19 protein-coding genes are annotated in these 19,342 nt (G+C 66.1%); 13 read left to right on the plus strand and 6 right to left on the minus strand.

The genetic code is table 11. The annotated features are described in order from the left end of the window. The first annotated feature begins 32 nt into the window (after positions 1-32). Genes EEB15_RS09180 through EEB15_RS09190 form a run of 3 tightly spaced genes read left to right on the plus strand, consistent with a single transcriptional unit; the run spans position 33 to position 3,543 of the window. Positions 33-1,751, plus strand: coding sequence for an IlvD/Edd family dehydratase (locus tag EEB15_RS09180; protein WP_141509530.1), 1,719 nt, complete (start codon positions 33-35; stop codon positions 1,749-1,751). Then, positions 1,748-2,638: an amidohydrolase family protein gene (locus tag EEB15_RS09185; RefSeq protein ID WP_141509531.1), complete on the plus strand. Its 891-nt coding sequence runs from the start codon at positions 1,748-1,750 to the stop codon at positions 2,636-2,638. The genes EEB15_RS09180 and EEB15_RS09185 overlap by 4 nt, the downstream gene beginning before the upstream one ends. Continuing rightward, positions 2,635-3,543, plus strand: a complete 909-nt coding sequence (locus EEB15_RS09190) for a dihydrodipicolinate synthase family protein (protein WP_141509532.1) — start codon at positions 2,635-2,637, stop codon at positions 3,541-3,543. The genes EEB15_RS09185 and EEB15_RS09190 overlap by 4 nt, the downstream gene beginning before the upstream one ends. A gap of 29 nt (positions 3,544-3,572) precedes the next feature. Here the strand turns inward: EEB15_RS09190 and EEB15_RS09195 are convergent, their stop codons facing one another. After that, positions 3,573-5,714, minus strand: coding sequence for a beta-galactosidase (locus tag EEB15_RS09195; RefSeq protein WP_141509533.1), 2,142 nt, complete (start codon positions 5,712-5,714; stop codon positions 3,573-3,575). Between the two features lie 199 nt (positions 5,715-5,913). On the opposite strand from EEB15_RS09195, the gene EEB15_RS09200 reads away from it, so the two are divergent. From EEB15_RS09200 to EEB15_RS09225, 6 genes are all read left to right on the plus strand, one after another. Further along, positions 5,914-6,597, plus strand: a complete 684-nt coding sequence (locus tag EEB15_RS09200) for an amino acid ABC transporter permease (protein WP_141509534.1) — start codon at positions 5,914-5,916, stop codon at positions 6,595-6,597. Beyond that, on the plus strand, positions 6,597-7,244 hold the full coding sequence (locus EEB15_RS09205; RefSeq protein ID WP_370283486.1) for an amino acid ABC transporter permease: 648 nt from the start codon (positions 6,597-6,599) through the stop codon (positions 7,242-7,244). The genes EEB15_RS09200 and EEB15_RS09205 overlap by 1 nt, the downstream gene beginning before the upstream one ends. Continuing rightward, complete coding sequence (locus tag EEB15_RS09210) at positions 7,228-8,010, plus strand: amino acid ABC transporter ATP-binding protein (protein WP_141509536.1); 783 nt, start codon at positions 7,228-7,230, stop codon at positions 8,008-8,010. Before EEB15_RS09205 ends, EEB15_RS09210 begins: the two co-directional genes overlap by 17 nt. An 11-nt stretch (positions 8,011-8,021) precedes the next feature. Further along, entirely contained in the window at positions 8,022-8,786 is a 765-nt protein-coding gene (locus tag EEB15_RS09215) for a transporter substrate-binding domain-containing protein (RefSeq protein ID WP_141509537.1), read from the plus strand. A gap of 12 nt (positions 8,787-8,798) precedes the next feature. Then, the gene (locus EEB15_RS09220; RefSeq protein ID WP_141509538.1) at positions 8,799-9,872 is read left to right on the plus strand and encodes a malate/lactate/ureidoglycolate dehydrogenase; all 1,074 of its coding nucleotides are present in this window, start codon (positions 8,799-8,801) and stop codon (positions 9,870-9,872) included. Between the two features lie 75 nt (positions 9,873-9,947). After that, a complete protein-coding gene (locus EEB15_RS09225) occupies positions 9,948-10,691 on the plus strand; it encodes a hydroxypyruvate isomerase family protein (protein WP_199236491.1) in 744 nt (247 codons plus the stop codon). 7 nt (positions 10,692-10,698) lie between these two features. Here the strand turns inward: EEB15_RS09225 and EEB15_RS09230 are convergent, their stop codons facing one another. Continuing rightward, the gene (locus tag EEB15_RS09230; protein ID WP_141509540.1) at positions 10,699-11,340 is read right to left on the minus strand and encodes a ThuA domain-containing protein; all 642 of its coding nucleotides are present in this window, start codon (positions 11,338-11,340) and stop codon (positions 10,699-10,701) included. Between the two features lie 79 nt (positions 11,341-11,419). Next, the gene (locus tag EEB15_RS09235; RefSeq protein ID WP_141509541.1) at positions 11,420-12,433 is read right to left on the minus strand and encodes an amidohydrolase; all 1,014 of its coding nucleotides are present in this window, start codon (positions 12,431-12,433) and stop codon (positions 11,420-11,422) included. A 227-nt stretch (positions 12,434-12,660) separates the two neighbouring features. On the opposite strand from EEB15_RS09235, the gene EEB15_RS09240 reads away from it, so the two are divergent. Continuing rightward, positions 12,661-13,662, plus strand: a complete 1,002-nt coding sequence (locus EEB15_RS09240; protein ID WP_141509542.1) for an NAD(P)-dependent oxidoreductase — start codon at positions 12,661-12,663, stop codon at positions 13,660-13,662. 92 nt (positions 13,663-13,754) lie between these two features. After that, the gene (locus tag EEB15_RS09245; RefSeq protein ID WP_370283487.1) at positions 13,755-14,717 is read left to right on the plus strand and encodes an ABC transporter substrate-binding protein; all 963 of its coding nucleotides are present in this window, start codon (positions 13,755-13,757) and stop codon (positions 14,715-14,717) included. A gap of 36 nt (positions 14,718-14,753) precedes the next feature. On the opposite strand, the gene EEB15_RS09250 is transcribed toward EEB15_RS09245, so the two are convergent. From EEB15_RS09250 to EEB15_RS09260, 3 genes are read right to left on the minus strand one after another with little or no spacing between them, the layout of a single operon-like run. Further along, positions 14,754-15,047 carry a LysR family transcriptional regulator gene (locus tag EEB15_RS09250; protein WP_141509544.1) on the minus strand — a complete coding sequence of 98 codons (294 nt, stop codon included), beginning with the start codon at positions 15,045-15,047 and terminating at the stop codon, positions 14,754-14,756. 9 nt (positions 15,048-15,056) lie between these two features. Further along, the gene (locus EEB15_RS09255; protein WP_141509545.1) at positions 15,057-16,193 is read right to left on the minus strand and encodes a mannitol dehydrogenase family protein; all 1,137 of its coding nucleotides are present in this window, start codon (positions 16,191-16,193) and stop codon (positions 15,057-15,059) included. Positions 16,194-16,201: 8 nt separating this feature from the next. Next, entirely contained in the window at positions 16,202-17,212 is a 1,011-nt protein-coding gene (locus EEB15_RS09260) for a zinc-binding alcohol dehydrogenase family protein (protein WP_141509546.1), read from the minus strand. A gap of 130 nt (positions 17,213-17,342) precedes the next feature. Here EEB15_RS09260 and EEB15_RS09265 point away from each other — a divergent pair, with 130 nt between their 5' ends. Together EEB15_RS09265 and EEB15_RS09270 are read left to right on the plus strand one after the other, a co-directional pair. Beyond that, positions 17,343-18,035 carry a FadR/GntR family transcriptional regulator gene (locus tag EEB15_RS09265; protein WP_141509547.1) on the plus strand — a complete coding sequence of 231 codons (693 nt, stop codon included), beginning with the start codon at positions 17,343-17,345 and terminating at the stop codon, positions 18,033-18,035. A gap of 61 nt (positions 18,036-18,096) precedes the next feature. Further along, positions 18,097-19,326 (plus strand): acyl-CoA dehydrogenase family protein, encoded by a 1,230-nt coding sequence (locus tag EEB15_RS09270; RefSeq protein ID WP_141509548.1) that lies wholly within the window; start codon positions 18,097-18,099, stop codon positions 19,324-19,326. The last annotated feature ends 16 nt before the right edge of the window (positions 19,327-19,342 follow it).

Consider the following 19,342-nt stretch of genomic DNA (forward strand, 5'->3'; position numbering starts at 1 on the left):
AATCAATCACCCTACTCGACTGGATTTCCCTCATGACGCAAGGCATGCGCCGCGGCCTCACCTCCTACGGCGACCCTGACTTTTCCCTTTTCCTGCGCAAGGCCTTCATCAAGGCGATGGGCCTGTCCGATGACGCGCTGTCGCGGCCCGTCGTGGGCATCGCCAACACCTTCAGCGACTACAACGCCTGCCACGGCAACGTGCCCAAGCTGGTGGAAGCGATCAAGCGCGGCGTGATGCTTGCGGGAGCGCTGCCCATGGAGTTCCCGACGATCTCCATCCACGAATCGTTCGCGCATCCCACCAGCATGTTCCTGCGCAACCTGATGGCCATGGACACGGAAGAAATGATCCGCGCCCAGCCAATGGATGCCGTGGTGCTGATCGGCGGATGCGACAAGACCATTCCGGCGCAGATGATGGCGTGCGCCTCAGCGAACGTGCCCACGGTCATCGTGCCGGTGGGCCCGATGCTGGTGGGCAACTACCAGGGCGAACAACTGGGGGCCTGCACCGACTGCCGGCGCCTGTGGGGCGAACACCGTGGCGGACGCCTCGATGCGCAACAGATCGAGCGCATCAACGAGCGGCTTGCGCCCACGCCCGGCACCTGCATGGTGATGGGCACCGCCAGCACCATGGCGTGCATCGTGGAGGTCATGGGCCTCGCCCTGCCCCGTTCGGCCACCATTCCGGCGACGCACGCCGACCGCCTTCGCTCGGCCGAAGCCAGTGGCCAGTTCGCTGCCGCGATGGCCGTGAACGGCACGCCGCGCCCGAGCGATCTCATGACGAAAGCTTCGTTTCGAAACGCGATGGTCATCCTGCAGGCCATCGGCGGCTCCACCAACGCGCTGGTGCACCTCACCGCCGCGGCCGGGCGACTGGGCCTGAAGATCGACCTGGCCGAGTTCGATCGCCTGGGACGCGAGGTGCCGGTTCTTGTCGACCTGAAACCCTCGGGGCGCCACTACATGGAGCACTTCCACTGGGCCGGCGGGCTGCCGCGCCTGATGCACGAGCTGGAAGGCCTGCTCGATTTGACAACACCCACCGTCATGGGCGGCACGCTGCGCGACTACATGGAATCGGCGGAGGACGTGCCGAGCCAGGATGTCATCCGCACGCGCGCCGCGCCGATCAACAAGGCCGGCAGCATGGCGGTGCTGTACGGCAACCTCGCGCCGCGCGGCGCCATCATCAAACAGTCCGCCGCATCGCCCGAACTGATGGTGCACACCGGCCGCGCCGTTGTCTTCGAGTCGGTGCAGGACCTGACCGAGCGCATCGACGACCCCGCGCTGGACGTCACGGCCGACGATGTCCTCGTCCTGCGCAACGCCGGGCCGCGCGGCGCGCCCGGCATGCCCGAGGCCGGCTACCTGCCCATTCCGCGCAAGCTGGGTGAACAAGGCGTGAAGGACATGGTGCGCATCTCCGACGCACGCATGAGCGGCACAGCCTTCGGAACCATCGTGCTGCACGTGACGCCCGAAGCGGCCGACGGCGGGCCGCTGGGCCTGGTGCGAAACGGCGACCGCATCGCCCTGGATGTGCCTCACAGGCGCATCGACTTGCTGGTGGACGAGCCGGAACTGGTCCGGCGCCGCGCACAGGCCGCGGCACTTCCGGCAACCGGTGCCCCGGCCCCGGACCGTGGCTACGCGGCGCTGTTCCATCGCACCGTGCTGCAGGCCGACGAAGGCTGCGACTTCGACTTCCTGGTCCCCGGCCGCAGCGGTGCGCCATGAGCACCGCTCCTGAAGTACGGGCCGACTGCGATCCGCCCGCGCGCGTGCCGTCCCAGGCGGCTCGCCGCCTGCCCGCCGGCACCTGCGATTCGCACCTGCATGTGTTCGGCCCGCAGGCCCGCTACCCACTCGACGCGCGCCGCAACTACACGCCGCACGAGTGCAGCCTCGATGACTACCGGCGAGTCATGCGGGCGATCGGCGTGGATCGCGCCGTGCTGGTGCAGCCCAGCGTGTACGGAACCGACAACAGCGCCATGCTGGACGCGTTGCGCACGGGGGGTGCTGCATTTCGCGGTGTTGCCGTGCTCGCGCCCAGCACGGATGACGATGCCCTGAAGGACATGCACGCGCTTGGCGTGCGCGGCATACGGCTGAACCTCGTCAACCCGCAGGTGGTGGGCGAGGATGAAGTGCTGGCGCTGCTGGAGCGCCTCAAGCGACTCGGACTCGCGTGGCACCTTCAAGTGCTGGCCGACATGGCCCGCGATCCGGGCTCGCTGCTGCCGCTGTGCGACAAGACCGATGCCCCCATCGTCGTCGACCACATGGGCGAGCTGCCGCCCTTCGCGGGCAAGCACCCGTTGTTCGAACTTCTGAAGTCCGGCCGCTGCTGGGTGAAGCTGAGCGCCCCGTACCGGGTCAGCGCTGAATCCTCGCCCTATCGCGATGTCGCCGACCTCGCCAGACGCCTGGCCGACGCCAACCCGGCCCGCGCGCTATGGGGCACCGACTGGCCGCATACCGAATTGCACAACGGCACGCCCGACGCCGCGTTGCTCGCGGAGTTGCTTGCCCTCTGGTTCCCCGATCGCGCCACGCTCGAGCAGATCTGCGTCACCAATCCCGCCCGCATTTACGAATATCCCCTGGAGAAGACCGAATGAGAAGCTCCCAGCTGCGCGGCGTCATTGCCGCCACGGCCACGCCCGTCCATCCCGACTTCTCGCCGGACACGGACACGCTGGTGCCACACCTGCGCAAGCTGCTGGAAGGCGGCTGCGACGCCATCAATTTGCTCGGGACTACCGGCGAGGCCAATTCGTTCAGCCTGCGCCAGCGCCTGGCCGTCATGCAGTCCGTGAAGGACGCCGGCCTGCCACTGGACCGGTTCATGGTGGGCACGGGCGTGTGCTCGCTCGACGAGACCTGCCTGCTCACGCAAGCCGCCGCCGACCTGGGCTTCGCGGGCGCGCTGGTGTTGCCGCCGTTTTTCTACCCCGGCATCGAGGCCGATGCGCTGGTGTCGTACATCGGCTCGGTCGTCGAACGCGTCGTGCCAGGCCAGCTCGCGCTCTACCTCTATCACATCCCCCAGAACACGGGGGTTCCCTGGCCCGTCGAAGTGGTGGCCGAACTGGCGCGCAGGCATCCGGTGTTGCGCGGCATCAAGGACAGCTCGGGCGACCTGTCCTACTCTCGCGGTGTCGTCGCCGCGGCACCGGGGCTGGATGTCTTTCCCAGTTCCGAGGCGACGCTGTGCGACGCCGGCAAGGACGGCTTCGCGGGCTGCATCTCCGCCACGACCAACCTCACGGCCGAGGTGTCTCAGCGCGCGTGGCGTCATCAGGACTCGGATGCGGGGCGCGATGCCGCCGCCCAGGCCGCGGCGCAGCGATCCGTGCTCGCCCGCAAGGCCCTGGTGTCCAGCGTCAAGGCCGCGCTTGGCGTGCTGTACGGCGACATCGATGGCTGGCGTCGCACCTGCCCACCGCTCTCGGCTCGCTCGGCCCATGAGGCCCGCGAGTTGAGCGAGGAGCTCGAGCAGGCGGGTCTGGCGCTGGCGTCTTGAGCGTTTCCCAAGGCCTCCCGACAACATCCCTAGTCGAGTTCGATGATGCTGCAGCCATAGGCCGGGAGCGGCAGCTTGCCGCCGCGTACTTTGCCATCGCCGAGCAAATCCTTGCCCGCGGGGACATTCACGATGCTTGCCGGCTCGCCCAGCGTGTTGAGGATGAACAGCAGGCGGCGGTCCCTGTTCTCGCGGATGGTCGCTTCGACGCCGGCCGGCACGTCGGCGATGAGCGGCACGATACCGGCGGGCGCCAGCACCTGATCGGCAAGCACCTCGACCAGAGCATCGCTGAGGTACGTGCCGAGGTAGATCACATTGCCCTTGCCGACTTTGCGCGAAGTCATCGCGGCCTGGCCCTCGGCGAAGCGGCTGGCCCAGCGGCCGATGACCTCTGTGCCCGGCGCCACCTTCAGCAGCTCATAGAGATGCGCCGCCGTCACCTGTGCATTGCCGATCTTGAGGTCGTATTTCCTGCTGGCCGACGTGGCCGGCAATTTCTTGCGCACCGTGTTGACGCCGAAGCGGCCGCCGTGCTCGAACAGGCCGTCGCCGCCGATCGGCGTGAGCAGGCCGAACTCCTCCACGGTGATCCCGGCCAGCGCCGAGAGCGTCTTGCCCGGCGAGGTGTCGCGGATGACGTGGTTGTTAACGTCGCGTGATCCGGTGCGGCCGCCCAGGATCACGGTCCCACCCGCCTTGGCGAAGGCCTCGATCCGCGCCGTCCACGCATCGGTCCACTTCAGCCAATGCGGCACGTAGAGCGCCTTGAGCTTGCTGAGATCATCCTCGGGATGGATGAAGCCGCAGGCGATGTTGTGGCGGTAGCAATAGCGGTGCAGCAGCGTCGCATCGTCCTGCGGGCTCGGCATGCCGATGGGGTAGGAGCGGTGCATCTCCTGATTGTCGAAATCTGATCCGGCGATGCCCAAATCCATGCGCACATGCGTGCCGAGGATCTTGTCCTTGAGCGCCGTGACCTCACCCGCAAACTGCTTGGCCTCGTCATAGCGCCGCCGCGGGATGTCGTCGTGATCGATGATGCCCATCCAATAGATCTCGGCGCCGAAATGCGCCGGCCGCCAGCGGAAGAACATCACGCCATCGGCGCCGCGCGCCACTGACGCATAGGCCATGCGGCGCATCTCGCCGGGTTCGGGCGTCAGCGTCGAGAAGTTCGGCTGCGCACCGAAGCCCGATTGCTGCTCGGGCACGATGAAGTTGCCGGTGAAGCCGCGGCAGATGTCGAGATGCAGCGCCTGCACCTCGCCGACGCCGCCGACCCGCTGCATCTCGTCATAGAGATGCGGGTACATGTCGAAGCCGAGAAAATCGAGATCGGTCGAGAACTCGCCGCGGAAGTCGATATCGTCGATCTTTCCCAGATTGTGGAAGACGAACCAGTCTGGATGGGTGGCGCGCAGGATCAGCACCTGATCGTGCTGGAACCGCGCTGTGACGAAGGCGAGGAAGCGGTGATAGTCGACCACATGGGTCGGCCCGACCGGGGCAGGTGCGTAGTCGAGGGGCAGCACCACTTGCTCGAAATCGTCGTAGGCGGTGGCCCAGAAATGCCCGCCCCACGCATCGTTGAGCGCGGCGATGGTCTTGTACTTGTCCTTGAGGAAGGCCTGGAACTCGGCCAGCGTCACCGGACCGTAGGACAGCGATCCAGAGGTATTGAGCTCGTTGTCCGTCTGCCAGCCGATGATGTGCGAATTGCCGCGATAGTGCTCGGCCATCGCCTTGGTGATGCGCTTCGAATGCTCGCGGAACACCCCGCTTGCAAGGTTGGCGTGCTGGCGTGAGCCATGGCTCATGGCGCGTCCATTGGCATCGACGCGCAACACTTCGGGATAACGCGCCGTCAGCCAGCGCGGCGGCGTCGCCGTCGGCGTGCACATGATGGTCTTGATGCCGGCTCCGCCCAGCACATCGATGGCCCGATCGAACAAATCGAAATCGAACGTTCCCTCGTGCGGCTCCAGGATGTGCCAGGCGAATTCCGCCAGCCGTACCGTGTTGAAGCCCGCCGCGGCCATGCGGTCGGCGTCGCGCTGCCAATAGCTCTCATCGACATGCTCCGGGTAATGCGGGGTACCGACGAGGAATGTGTCGGTCGCGATCGGCCGCCAGACAGAGAGCGGCGCGGATTTCGAGGCAGTCGTCATAGTCACTGGTAAGACCAATCTTTACAGATCTGCAAAGTGGTATTACCATAACCTGAGTTTGGCCATTTGGCCAGACCCATGGCCGCAAGCGCCGGGAGCTACGATGAACATAGGCGGGCTTTTGACTCACCACAGGCCGGGAGCGGCCAGCAAGGCGCGTCCGGCCTCTCACGTTGGGCCGGCCGGCGCGCCCTGAGCCATGCGTTACGAGCTCGACTTCGCTGCACCGCTGGCCTACGCGCCGGACCTGCTGCTGGGCGCGGCGACCACCGTCGGGTTGTCGGTCGCCACCACCGTGTTCGGCTTCGGCCTCGGCGTGGTCTGCGCCGTTGCGCGCAGCGGCCGCACCGGCGCGGCCGCCCGGGTCGCCGGTGCCTATGTCGAGACGATCCGCAACACGCCGCTGCTGGTGCAGATCTTCATCGTCTACTTCGGCCTGGCGTCGGTCGGCTTCAAGCTCGGCGTCTTCACCGCCGCGACCCTGGCGCTGGTCATCAACGTCGGCGCCTACACGGGCGAGATCGTGCGCGCGGGCATCGAGTCGGTCCCGCGCAGCCAACTCGAAGCGGCGCAATGCCTGGCGCTCGGCCGCTGGCAGGTGCTTCGGCACGTGGTGCTCCCGCCGGCGATCGAACGGGTGTGGCCGGCGCTGACCAGCCAGTACGTGCTGCTGATGCTGGCCACTTCCGTCACCTCGCAGATCTCGACCGAGGAACTGACGGCGGTCGCCAACCGCATTCAGTCCGACACTTTTCGCTCGGTCGAAACCTACCTGATCGTCGCCGCCGCGTACCTGGCGCTGTCGCTGCTGATGCGGGTGCTGTACTGGGCCGTTGGAAGCTTGGCCTTTCCGCGCCGGCGCCGGCTGGGGACACCGTTGTGATCGGCTTGACGCCCGAGCAGCTGCTGTTCCTGCTGCGTGGTTTCGGCTGGACCATCGTGCTGTCGCTGCTGGCCTTCGCCGGCGGCGCGGCGCTGGGTTTCGTGCTGGCGCTGACGCGGGTCTACGCGCCACGTCCGCTGCGCGTGCTTGCGATGCTGTACATCCAGTTGATCCAGGGCACCCCGCTGCTGATCCTGCTGTTCCTGACCTACTTCGGCTTGCCGGCGCTGGGCCTGGTCGTCGACCCGCTGCTCGCGGCGGCCATCGGCCTGTCGACCTACGTCTCGGCCTACCTGGGCGAGATCTGGCGCGGCTGCCTGGAAGCGGTGCCGCGCACGCAGGAAGAGGCCGCCGCGTGCCTGGCCTTGAACTGGCGCCAGCGCCTGATCCACGTGATCCTGCCGCAGGCGCTGAAGATCGCCACGCCGCCGACGGTGGGTTTCATGGTGCAGATCATCAAGAACACGTCGCTGGCATCCACGATCGGCTTCGTCGAACTGGTGCGCGCCGGTCAGATGATCAACAACTCGACCTTCCGCCCGTTCGTCGTCTTCGTGATGATCGCAGCGCTGTACTTCGCGCTGTGTTATCCGCTGTCGGCCTGGAGCCAGCGTCTGGAGCGGAGGTTCGATGTCGCCCATCGTTGAAGTCACCGAGGTGTACAAGCGCTTCGGCACCGTGAGCGTGCTCGAAGGCGTGTCGTTCCAGGTCCGGCCGGGGTCGGTGGTGGCCATCATCGGCCGCAGCGGCTCGGGCAAGAGCACGGCGCTGCGCTGCATCAACCGTCTGGAGACGATAGACGCCGGCCAGATCAGGGTTTGCGGGCACGACGTCACGTCGCCGAAGCTGGACGTGAACCGCCTGCACCGCGACGTCGGCATCGTGTTCCAGAGCTACAACCTGTTCCCGCACCTCACGGCCGAAGAGAACGTCTTGCTCGCGCCGCGCCTCGTGCTGAAGCTGCCGCGCAGCGAACAGCGCGAGCTGGCGGCCCACGTGCTGGCGCAGGTGGACCTGGCGGACAAGGCGCAGGCCTATCCGTCGCAGCTTTCAGGCGGGCAGCAGCAGCGCGTGGCGATCGCACGCTCGCTGGCGATGAAGCCGAGCCTGATGCTGTTCGACGAAATCACGTCGGCGCTGGACCCCGAGCTCACCGGCGAGGTGTTGAAGGTGATCGAGGGCCTGGCGCAGGGCGGCATGTCGATGATCCTGGTCACCCACGAGATGGCCTTCGCGCGCAAGGTCGCCGATCACGTGATCTACATGCACCGCGGCAAGGTCTGGGAAGAAGGCCCTGCTGAAATGCTAGCCGCTCCTCGCACCCAGGAACTGGCCCAGTTCCTGGGTACCGAGCTGAGGCCTGCAAAGGCCGCTGCTGTTGTCCACCAACCTGCTGTTGTTCACCAACCATAAGGAGACTCTCTATGATTCGCCGTTCCACTTTGCTCAAGGCCGCGCTCGCTTTCACCGCCGTCGCCGCGATGGCCAGCGCCCATGCCGATCTACTCGACGACATCAAGGCGGCGAAGAAGATCCGCATCGCCATCGACCTCGGCACGCCGCCGTACGGCATGACCGACGGCCAGATGAACCCAACCGGCTCCGACGTCGAGACCGCGCGCCTGCTGGCCAAGGACCTGGGCGTCGCGCTCGAGATCGTGCAGACCACGGGCGCCAACCGCATCCCCTTCCTGCAGACCAACAAGGCCGACATCGTCGTCTCCTCGTTGTCGGTCACGCCCGAGCGCGCGCAGGTCATCGATTTTTCGGTGCCCTATGCGCAGATCCTCTCGGTGGTGGTGGGGCCGAAGACCGCAGCCATCAAGAGCTTCGACGACCTCGCGGGCAAACGCGTCGGCACCACGCGCGGCACCACCAACGACAGGCTGGCGACCGAGAGCGCCAAGGGGGCGCAGATCGTCCGCTTCGACGACGACGCAACGCTCCTCACCGCGGTCTCCACCGGCCAGGTGGAGATCGCAGCCACCGCGCCGTCGCTGGTCAAGGTGATCCGTACCAACGCGCCGCAGCGCGACATCGAGGTGAAGTTCGTGATGAAGGCCTTCCCGCTGGGCATCGGCATGCGCAAGGGCGAAGCGAAGCTGCAGACGTGGATCAACGACTGGATCCAGGCCAACACCGCCAACGGCCAGCTGACGGCGATCCAGAAGAAATACCACGGCGACTGAGGGCCGGCGCCGGTGCACAGCATCCCCCTGCAGCGGCTGAACCCGGCAATCCGCCTCGTCGTGCGCGGCTTCGGCAGCAGTGAACAAGAGGTCGAAGCGGTGGCTTCCAACCTCATCGAAGCCAACCTCACCGGCCACGATTCGCACGGCATCGGCATGTTGCCGCCTTATGTCGAGGCCTTCCTCCAAGGTGGGCTCAAGCCCAACGCGCATGTCAGCACCGTGCTCGACGGCGGCACGCTGCTGCGGCTGGACGGCAACGCCGGCTTCGGCCAGGTCATCGGCCATGAAGCGATGGACCTCGCGATAGGCCGCGCCCGGCAGCATGGCAGCTGCATCGTCGCGTTGGGCAATGCCCACCACCTGGGCCGCATCGGCGCCTGGGCCGAACAGGCGGCGGCTGCGGGCCTCGTCTCGCTGCACCTGGTCAACGTCGTCTCGCGCGCGATCGTCGCGCCGCACGGCGGCGCCGACGCGCGTTTCGGCACCAACCCGTTCTGCGCCGGCGTGCCGCTGGCCGGCCGGCCGCCGGTGATCCTGGACTTTGCGACCAGCGTCATCGCGCAAGGCAAGACCCGCGTCGCGCACAACAAGGGTGAGCTGATCGCCGAAGGCTGCCTGATCGACGACCAGGGCCGCGCGTCACGCGAGCCACGCTTCACCGTCGTGCCGCCGTTCGGCGCGTTGCTGACCTTCGGCGCCCACAAGGGTTACGGCCTGGCGCTGATGTGCGAACTGCTGGGGGGTGCCTTGGCCGCCGGCATGACGACGCGCGACGACGACACCAGCAAGAGGCGCATCCTGAACGGCATGTTCAGCGTGCTGCTCGACCCGCAGGCATTGGGTGACCGGGCGGCTTTCGAAGCCGAAGCGATGGCGTTTCTCAAATGGGTGCAGGCGTCGCCGCCGCGCGAAGGTTTCGACGGTCCGGTGCAGGTGGCCGGCGACGCTGAGCGGGCGTCCAAGGCCCTGCGCAGCGCCGAAGGTGTGCCGGTCGACCGCACGACCTGGACCGCGATCCTGGCCGCCGCCGACAAGCTGGGCGTCGGCGCGCGGCGGGTGGACGAAGCCGCAGGCCGCGCCTGACCGGCGGTTATGGAGAAACCCCGCGAGCGGAAGGACCGCATCAAACAATCGGTCTGCCAGTGGTGCTTCGACAAGATGCCTCTCGATACTCTCTGCGCGGCGGCGGCGGCGGGCATGGGCCTGAAGTCGGTGGAACTACTCCAGCCCGAGGATTTTCCCACGCTCAGGAAACACGGGTTGATCTGCGCCATGGTGATGAACCCCTCGGCCAAGGTCGGCGGGGCGAGTGTCGGCGGGATCCCGAAGGCTTGGAACCGCCTCGAATACCACGATGCGCTCGTACCGGTTTATGAGGGCCACCTCCAGGCCACGGCGGACGCCGGGTTCCCCAACCTGATTTGCTTCTCCGGCAACCGCGACGGCATGAGCGACGCGCAGGGCCTGGAAAATTGCGCTGTGGGCCTCAAGCGGATCATGCCACTGGCCGAGAAGCTGGGGGTCACCGTTTGCATCGAACTGCTCAACAGCCGCGTGAACCACAAGGATTACATGTGCGACCGGACAGAGTGGGGCGTCGAGCTGTGCAAGCGCGTCGGCTCGGACCGCCTCAAGCTGCTCTACGACATCTACCACATGCAGATCATGGAAGGCGACGTGATCGCCACGATCCGGCGCTACCACCAGTACATCGGCCACTACCACACGGCCGGCGTTCCCGGCCGCCATGAGTTGGACGAGAACCAGGAGCTGTTTTACCCGGCCATCGTGCGCGCCATCATGGACACCGGTTACCAGGGGTATCTCGGGCAGGAGTTCGTCCCGCGTGGGCCGGACCCGCTGGCCGCCCTGCGCGCCGCGGTCGACATCTGCGACGTCTGAACGCCGGTCAAGCTCGGGCCGCCCAGCGCAGCCCCCGCGACAACAGTTTGCGCATGGGCGCCACTTCGAATTCCTTGGCAGCATGGCCGAGCGAGCTGTAGAACACCTTGCCCAGTCCATGGCGGCGCTTCCAGGCGACGGGCATGACCACGCCCTCGATCCAGGGGGCATGTTCGCCCGAAAAGCGGGTCGTGGCGAGCACCTCATTGGACGGGTCCACGTGCATGTAGTACTGCTCGGAGCGGTAGTCGAAATCGTCGATGCCCTCCGTGATCGTGTCCCCCCGCACAAGATTGACGCGATAGTCGATGATGTTGCCGGGATGAGCCACCCATTGCCCGCCCGTCATGAACTGGTAGTCGACGGCCTCGCGAAAGGCATCGCCCATGCCGCCATGAAACCCGCCCAGCCCGGCGCCCGCAAGCACGGCCTGGGTCAGGTTGTCGACTTCCTCTTTCGCGATCTTGGCCATCGTGCAGATCGGCACGATCAGGCTCATGCCCGCCAACGCGGGATCGGCAAAAGCTTCGGTGGATGTTTCGACGCGCACCTGAAAGCCATCGGCGCGCAGCAGGTCGCCGACGACGGCGGCGCATTGCTCAGGCTCGTGCTTCGCCCATCCACACCATACGATCAGTGCTTCGCGCATTCGTACCCTCCCGGTCAGTCAGCGCGCTGCCCCCACCGCACCCGCGAACCGATCGCGGGTGCGGGCCGGCTGGATCGCGCTAGAGCTTGTGCCGGCGATAGAAGCCGAGCGCGTTCTTGTACATCACCTTGTCGCGCACGCCGGTGCCGAACGGCGCCAGGTATTCCTCGGCGATCGCGATCTGATTGGCAAATGTCCCATGCAGGTCGATCACCGGCCAGTTGCTGCCCCAGATCAGGCGGTCGGAGCCGAACGCGGACATCAACACGTCGAAGTGCGCCTTGTAGGCCGACAGGGTCGTGGGCGATGCGAAGACCACGTCACCGGGCGCGTACATGTCGTAGAACGACGAGAACTTCATGTACATGTTCGGGCAGGCACTGGCAAGACGGCGGATTTCGAGTTCCCACGTCGGGTCGACCGTGGGTCCCGTCGCGCCACCCAGGTGGTCGATGATGATGCGCAGGTTGGGCACCGCCGTGCACAGCGCCTGCACCTGGCTCTTGGGGTTCTTGGTTCCGCGGCTGATGATGTCGAGCGACATGCCACGCTCGGCCAGGTCGCGCAGGTTGGTGAGCTGCGCCGCGGTGAGCGTGATGCCCTCGGCCGGCCCGCTGAGATAGCCCCGAATGCCCACGAACCGCGAGTCGCCCGCGAAGCGCGCCAGGTCGGCGGTGAACGTCGATGCGCCGATCTCGAGGTTGCCCACGAAGAACGAATAGAACGGGTCGTTCTTGACCAGGTCGAGGATCCACTGGTTGTCCGCGACGATGCCACTCGCCTCCACGATGCCTGCCGACACGACCCCTTGCGACTTGGCGAAGGCCGAGTATTCCGGCGGCAGCACGTCGCGGAAGATCGGGCCTTCGGCGGGTGTGGGCCACGGTATGCCGCCCGGGCGCGACGCCTGCCAGAAGTGGATGTGCGTCTCGACGATGGGCCGTTTGCCGGCCGGCGCGTTGCGTTCCGCCGCTGCGATCGAAGCCTGCAGCGGATCTTCGTCGCTGCCGCCGCAGGCCGTGGCAAGCCACGTCATGCCCAGCAGCGCCGCCGCCGCGGCCCAGTACCTCAGGCCCTTGTTCATTGTCTCCATGTCTGTCTCCTTGTCGGGTTGATGAATGTCCCTGCGGAGGATGGTAAGACCAATTTTGCACATATGTCAATTGGCCTTACCAGTTGAGTACGGGCGCAATTGCGGCGCGAACACGGCGAGCCTTTCTAATCCATCAAGGCACGCGTCGGAAGGGCCCGGCGCCGCCCGGTTGGTTGCTAACATCCGCGCCTCTCGAACGGCCCGTACCCGCTTCCATCCGCACCCGCATGCCGCAAGCTCATCCTTCCCCGCTGCTTCTCGTCACAGGTGCCACCGGCAAGGTCGGCCGCGCGTTCATCCAGCAGCTGTTGAAGGACGCAGGTTTCGAGCGATTTCGCGTGCGTGCGCTTTGCCACAAGCGCACATTGCCCTCGCAAGAGCGCCTGGAGTGCGTGCATGGCTCCATCCAGAACCGCGACGACGTGCAGCGCGCGCTCGGGGGCGTGACGCACGTACTGCACCTGGCCACCAGCAAGGAAACGCCCGACGACGTGATGGACGTGGCGGTCAAGGGCATGTTCTGGTTACTCGAAGGCTGCCGCACGAGCGCCACGTTCCGTCAGTTCGTGCTGGTGGGCGGCGACGCCTCCGTCGGCCACTTCTACTACGCGCATCCCGCTCCGGTGGTGGAGACCCAGCCGCACAGCGCCTACCCCGGTTGCTACGCGCTGTCCAAAGTGTTGGAGGAGGTGATGCTCCAGCAATACCAGATCCAGTACGGCCTGAACGGCTGCTGCCTGCGCGCGCCCTGGATCATGGAGAAGGACGACTTCCGGTACACGCTGTCGTTCGGCGACGACGTCTTCGGTGGCCCGCGCTGGTGCGAGCTGGTGCCGGACAGCGAGGCGCGGGACTACGCGCGCATCGGCGCCGTCCCTGTGATGCTCGATCCGGACGGGCTGCCGGTGAAGCGCAACTTCATCCACGTGCAGGACCTGGTTCAAGCCATCCTGCTGGCCCTGGATGCGCCGCGCGCGCGACAGCAACTGATGAACGTTTGCATGGACGAGCCGATCGACTACGGCGAGCTTGGCGCCTACCTCGTGCGCACTCGCGGCGTGCCGCTCGTACCCGTGCGCACGCCCTACCGCTCCACGTGGCTGGACAACACCAAGGCGAAGTTTCTGCTGGGTTGGCACCCGCAGTTCGACATGGCCCGCATGGTCGAGGCCGCGTGGGCGTACGAACGCGCGCCCGACGATCCGCGCACTGTCTGGTACCCCGGCTGAATTCAGCCGCCCGCCACAGCACCGGGCGGCCCGTGATGCGAGAGTGCTGGCTCGATGAACGACACGAACGCAGGAGAGACGACATGAACCCGATGAAACGACGCAGCTTTGCAGCCATGCTGGCAGGCACAGGCCTGGCATGCATGTGGGCGACGCCGGCCTGGAGCCAGGGCAAGAAGCTGGTGATCGGCTTCGCGCAGACCGGCGCCGAGAGCGAATGGCGAACGGCCAACACGGATTCCGTGAAGTCTGCCGCAGCCGCCGCCGGCCATGAGCTGAAGTTTTCCGACGCGCAACAGAAGCAGGAGAACCAGATCAAGGCGATCCGTTCCTTCATCGCCCAGAAGGTGGACGTCATCATCCTTGCGCCGCTGGTGACGACGGGCTGGGACACCGTGCTCAAGGAGGCCAAGGCCGCGAAGATTCCCGTCATCCTGGAGAGCCGCAACGTGGTGGTGAAGGATCCGACCACCTGGACCACGTTCGTGGGTTCCGACTTCGTCGAGGAAGGGCGCCGCGCCGGCAAGTGGCTGCTCGAGCACACGAAGAACACCACCGGCGACGTGAACATCGTCGAGCTACAAGGCACGGTGGGTTCCGACCCGGCGATCGATCGCAAGAAGGGCTTCGACGAAGTCATCAAGGCCAATCCGCGCTACAAGGTCATCCGCTCCCAGACCGCCGACTTCACGCGTGCCAAGGGCAAGGAGGTGATGGAGGCTTTCCTCAAGGCCGAGGGCAAGAAGATCAACGTGCTGTATGCGCACAACGACGACATGGCCATCGGCGCGATCCAGGCGATCGAGGAAGCGGGCTTGAAGCCGGCCAAGGACATCCTGGTGATTGGCGTCGACGCGGTCAAGGGCGCGTTCGAAGCGATGATCGCGGGCAAGATGAATGTCAGTGTCGAATGCAGCCCCCTGCTCGGCCCTCAGCTCATGGAAGCGGCGGTGAAGGCCAAGGCCGGCGAGCCGCTGCCGCGGTGGATCAAATCGATCGAAGGCGTGTTTCCCGCCGAAGTGGCCGCCAAGGAGTTTCCGAACCGCAAGTACTGAAAGCAATCCTGCCGGGCCCGGGAGCGAGTGCGCCGTTCAGACTCGCTCCGGCGTGGCGCCTTCGACAGACGCCGGCCCGGCAAGGCGGTCGACCCAGTCCAGCAGCCGCACACCACAATACACCACGTGGCGCCCGCGCGTGGTGACGTGTAATCCGCGGCGATGGCGCTGGAAGACAGGCTCACCCACCGCGTCCTCGAAAGCCTTCAGCCGGTGGCTGGCACCCGACAGCGACAGGTGGCAGCGGCGCGCGGCTTCCGACAGCGAACCCGACTCGGCGCACAGCACCACGAGCCGGATCGAAGCGAGGTCGAGGCGTTGCAGGTTCATGGACTGGGTTCAGGCACCGCTGGCCAGCGCAGCCCGCAGCCGCAATTGCGCAACACCACATTGCAATTCGGCCGCCAGGGCCACGATGGGCGCGAAGCGCCGTTGCTTCTTTTGCGCGTGGTTCTGCGCGATGTCCGAGATGCGGTGGTCGAGGAATGGGTTGAGCAGCCGCTCCCGCAGGTCGACGAGATAGGCTCGCGCTTCGCCGTGCTGTCCCAATGCGTCGAACACTGGCAGCACTTCGTCGGCCCAGAACGACTCGAGCTCCACCCGCAGGCCACCGTCGTTCATGGCTTGCTGCACGGTCTCGTCCGGGGCACGCCCGCCCGCCAGCCAGCGTTCGGCAAGAAGCGTATGGCCGGCGTTCAGCAGGAAAAGCTTGAGCCGCTCGTAGCGTTGCAGATCATCTGTGAGCAGGATGTCTTCATGCACGCACGGCAGCATCAGCCGGGGATGGCGCTCGATTGCCCACAGCGCATAGGGCTCGGCGACCGCGCCGACGGGGTGCAGCGCCTGGGACACGATGCGGTCGACCAGCGAATTGGCCCAGACGCAGTGCTCGCCCAGCCAGGCGATGAAGGTTGGGTCGAGCTTCCATTGCGCGGCCAACCCGCACACGATGCCCCTCAACACATCGCCGTTGCGTTCGATGAGCTCGCACGGAAAGATAGACAGATCGGCAGCCGGCACGGTTTGCCAACGCTGGTGGAGTAGCACCAGCAGCTTGGCTGGAAAGCCGCGCGGAGCATGCGCCGTTTCATTGACCAGCGCCGGCCCGTCCGTGTTGTCCAGCTGGTAGCCGCGATCCGCCGTGTTCGAGACGATCACCCGCACGCCGCTCTCCATCGCCTCACGCAACGCGGGCCACGAGGCGTCCGCATGCCAGGCCTGCTTCACTGCGCGGCACACCAGATCTTGCTCGACTCGCTTTCCGTTCCGCAAGCCCCGAATTCGCACCGGATAGCCCTCGCCGGCCGCGAGCGCGGTCAGGCGTTCCGCACTCGCCGGGTTACCCGTCGTCTGCACGACGGTGATGCCGCCCAGCGCCTTGCCCGTCGCGCCCCGGTCGAGTGCCTGCGATACGAACAGATCGACATGCGCCTGCAGGAACCGGCTGGTGCCGAACTGGAGGATGGGCTGGGTCATTGGACCGCTCAGCACTCCACGATGGCCTTGACGACGCCTCTTGCGGGATCGAGCAGGTGCTTGAAGCCGTCCGGCACGTCGGCCAGCGGCAGGCGATGCGTGTTGAGCGCCGCGTCGGGAATCTGCCCTGCGCGCATCGCCGTGAGCACGGTTTCGAAATCCTCGGTCGTCGCGTTGCGGCTGGCGAGCAGCGTGGTCTCGCGCTTGTGGAACTCCGGGTCCGCGAAGCTGATCGCAGCGCCGACGATCGAAATCAGCACGTAGCTGCCGCCGTGAGCGACGAACTTGAAGCCCCGTTCCATCGCTTTCGGATTGCCCGTCGCATCGAACACGACGTCGAAGTACTCACCGCCGGTCAGCGCGGCCAGTTGCGCTTCATCGTCTTGCGCGACCTGCACGCAGGCCGCGGTTTGAAGGTGTGCTGCGCAAAAGTCGAGGCGGTCGCGGCGCGTTTCGAGCGCTGTCACCTGCGCGCCTCGCAATTGGCAGAAGATCATCGCCGCCATCCCGATCGGCCCCGCGCCCACGACCAGCACGCGCTGCGCATCGCGCACCCCGGCACGGCGCGCGGCGTGGGCCCCGATCGCCAGAAACTCCACCATCGCAGCCTGGTCGAGCGACACGCCCTCGGCCTTGTGCACGAAGTGCTGCGGCACGCAGAGATACTCCGTGAACGCGCCGTCGCGGTGAACGCCCAACACCTGGATGTTGACGCAGCAGTTCGTCTTGCCCTGGCGGCAGGCGACGCATGTGCCGCAGGAGAGGTACGGCATCACGTACACCGTGTCGCCGGCCGCCAGGTGGCTGCCCTTCGGCACTTCCTCCACGACGCCGGACAACTCATGGCCCATGACGCGCGGGTAGTTGAGATACGGCTGGTCGCCTGTGAAGATGTGCAGGTCGGTGCCGCAAACGCCCACGCGCCTGACGCGCAGCAGGACTTCATCGTCTCCGCGTACGGGCATCGGGCGCTCGTGGGCGCGCAGCGTGCCGGGCGTCTCGCAAATCACTGTCAGCATGGATTCCTGGTTCCGGTTTTGTTAGCCGTTTGGTAAGGCCAATTATGAATTATATTCTTATTGGCCTTACCGTATTTTCCCTAGCCGGCAAAGTCACCGGCGGTATCATACGAAGCACATCGCACACCTCATGGCCGCCACCAAACCCACAGAACCGCGCCGCCTCTACCAGGAGATCGCCGACCAGATCAAGGCGCTGATCGCCAAGGGGACCTTCCAGGTTGGAGACCGCTTGCCGGCGGAACGCGAACTCGCCGTGCTGCTGGGGGTTTCGCGGCCCTCACTGCGCGAAGGGTTGATCGCGCTGGACGTGCAGGGCAACGTCGAGATCCGGGGTGGCTCGGGCGTCTACGTCTGCCCGCAGCCCGAACCCCGCGCCGCGAAGGCAACACCCGAATTGGGCGAGAGCCCGCGCGAATTGATGCAGGCGCGCTCCGCGATCGAAAGTGCGGTGATCATCCTCGCATGCGCGCGCGGCACGCCAGAGCAGCTGAAGCAGTTGCGCACCATCGTCAACCGCATGCGCGCGGAAACCGAGCGCAACCGCATGCCGCTGGAGCTGGACCGGCGCTTCCACATCACATTGGCGGAGATGGCGGGCAACTCCGTCATGGCACGCATCATCGCCACGCTGTTCGACGAGCGGCATAGCCCCATATCGGCCAAGCTGTCTTCGAAGTATGAGAACGCCCGCACGTGGAAGAGCGCGCTGAAGGAGCATGAGGCAATCCTCCGCGCACTGGAGGCACGCGACCCGATCGCCGCCCAGGCAGCGATGCTTTCGCATCTGCACGCCTCCGAATTGCGCTGGGTCGGGGACTGAGGGTTCGTTTTCCGGTCATGCCGGAGACAGACAACGGGGCGCGATGCGGGCACCATGCCGCATGGAATTCGCTTACACACCCAAGGTCCAGGAACTGCGCACGCGCCTGCTCGCGTTCATGGATGCGCACATTTACCCCAACGAGAAACGCCAGGCCGAGGAAGCGCATGAGTCCTGGCTGAACGCGCAGAAGACCGGCGGCTTGTACACCGGTTTGCCGCTGCTGGAGGAACTCAAGGCGAAAGCCCGCGCCGCCGGCCTGTGGAACCTGTTCTTGCCCGAGACGACACACGGCGCCGGGCTGACGAACCTGGAATACGCGCCGCTGTGCGAGATCATGGGCCGGCGCTACTGGAGCGCGGAGGCGTTCAACTGCAGCGCGCCCGACACGGGCAACACGGAAGTGATCGAGCGCTACGGCTCCCCCGAGCAGAAGGCGCGCTGGCTGCAGCCGCTGCTCGACGGCGAGATTCGGTCCGCCTTCGCGATGACCGAGCCGGCAGTGGCATCTTCAGACGCCACCAACATCGCGTGCAGCATCCGGCGCGAGGGCGATGAGTACGTCATCAACGGGCGCAAGTGGTACATCACGGGTGCCATGAACGAGCGCTGCAAGCTGTTCATCCTGATGGGCAAGACCGACCCGGACAATACCGATCGCCACCGCCAGCAGTCGATGATCATCGTGCCCGCCGACGCCCCCGGCATCACGGTGCTGCGCGACATGGCGCTGGTCAACCACTACGACGCGCCGTTCGGCCACCCCGAGGTGCTGTTCGAGAACGTGCACGTGCCTGCGGACAACATCCTGCTGGGCGAAGGCCGCGGTTTCGAGATCGCGCAGGGCCGCCTCGGCCCGGGGCGCATCCACCACTGCATGCGCATGATCGGCATGGCCGAGTCTGCGCTGGAGATGATGTGCCAGCGCGTCGTCTCGCGCGTGGCTTTTGGAAAGCCGTTAGCGGAACAAGGTGTGTGGCGAGAGCGAATCGCCAAGAGCCGCATGCTCATCGACCAGACGCGCTGGATGGTGCTGCACGCCGCGTGGCGCATGGACACCGTGGGCAACAAGGTGGCCGCCAAGGAAATCGCGATGATCAAGGTGATCGCGCCCAACAACTGCATCCAGGTGATCGACGACGCGATGCAGGCCTTCGGTGCGATGGGCCTCAGCCAGGACACGCTGCTGGTGCACTTCTGGGCCTATGCCCGCCACCTGCGCATGGCCGATGGCCCGGACGAAGTGCATCGCAACGCGATTGCCAAGCACGAACTTGCGGGTTATCGGTAGGCCCCAAGGTTAAGTG

Source organism: Ramlibacter sp. WS9 (assembly GCF_003797765.1).
In the GTDB taxonomy this organism is placed as follows: domain Bacteria; phylum Pseudomonadota; class Gammaproteobacteria; order Burkholderiales; family Burkholderiaceae_C; genus Ramlibacter.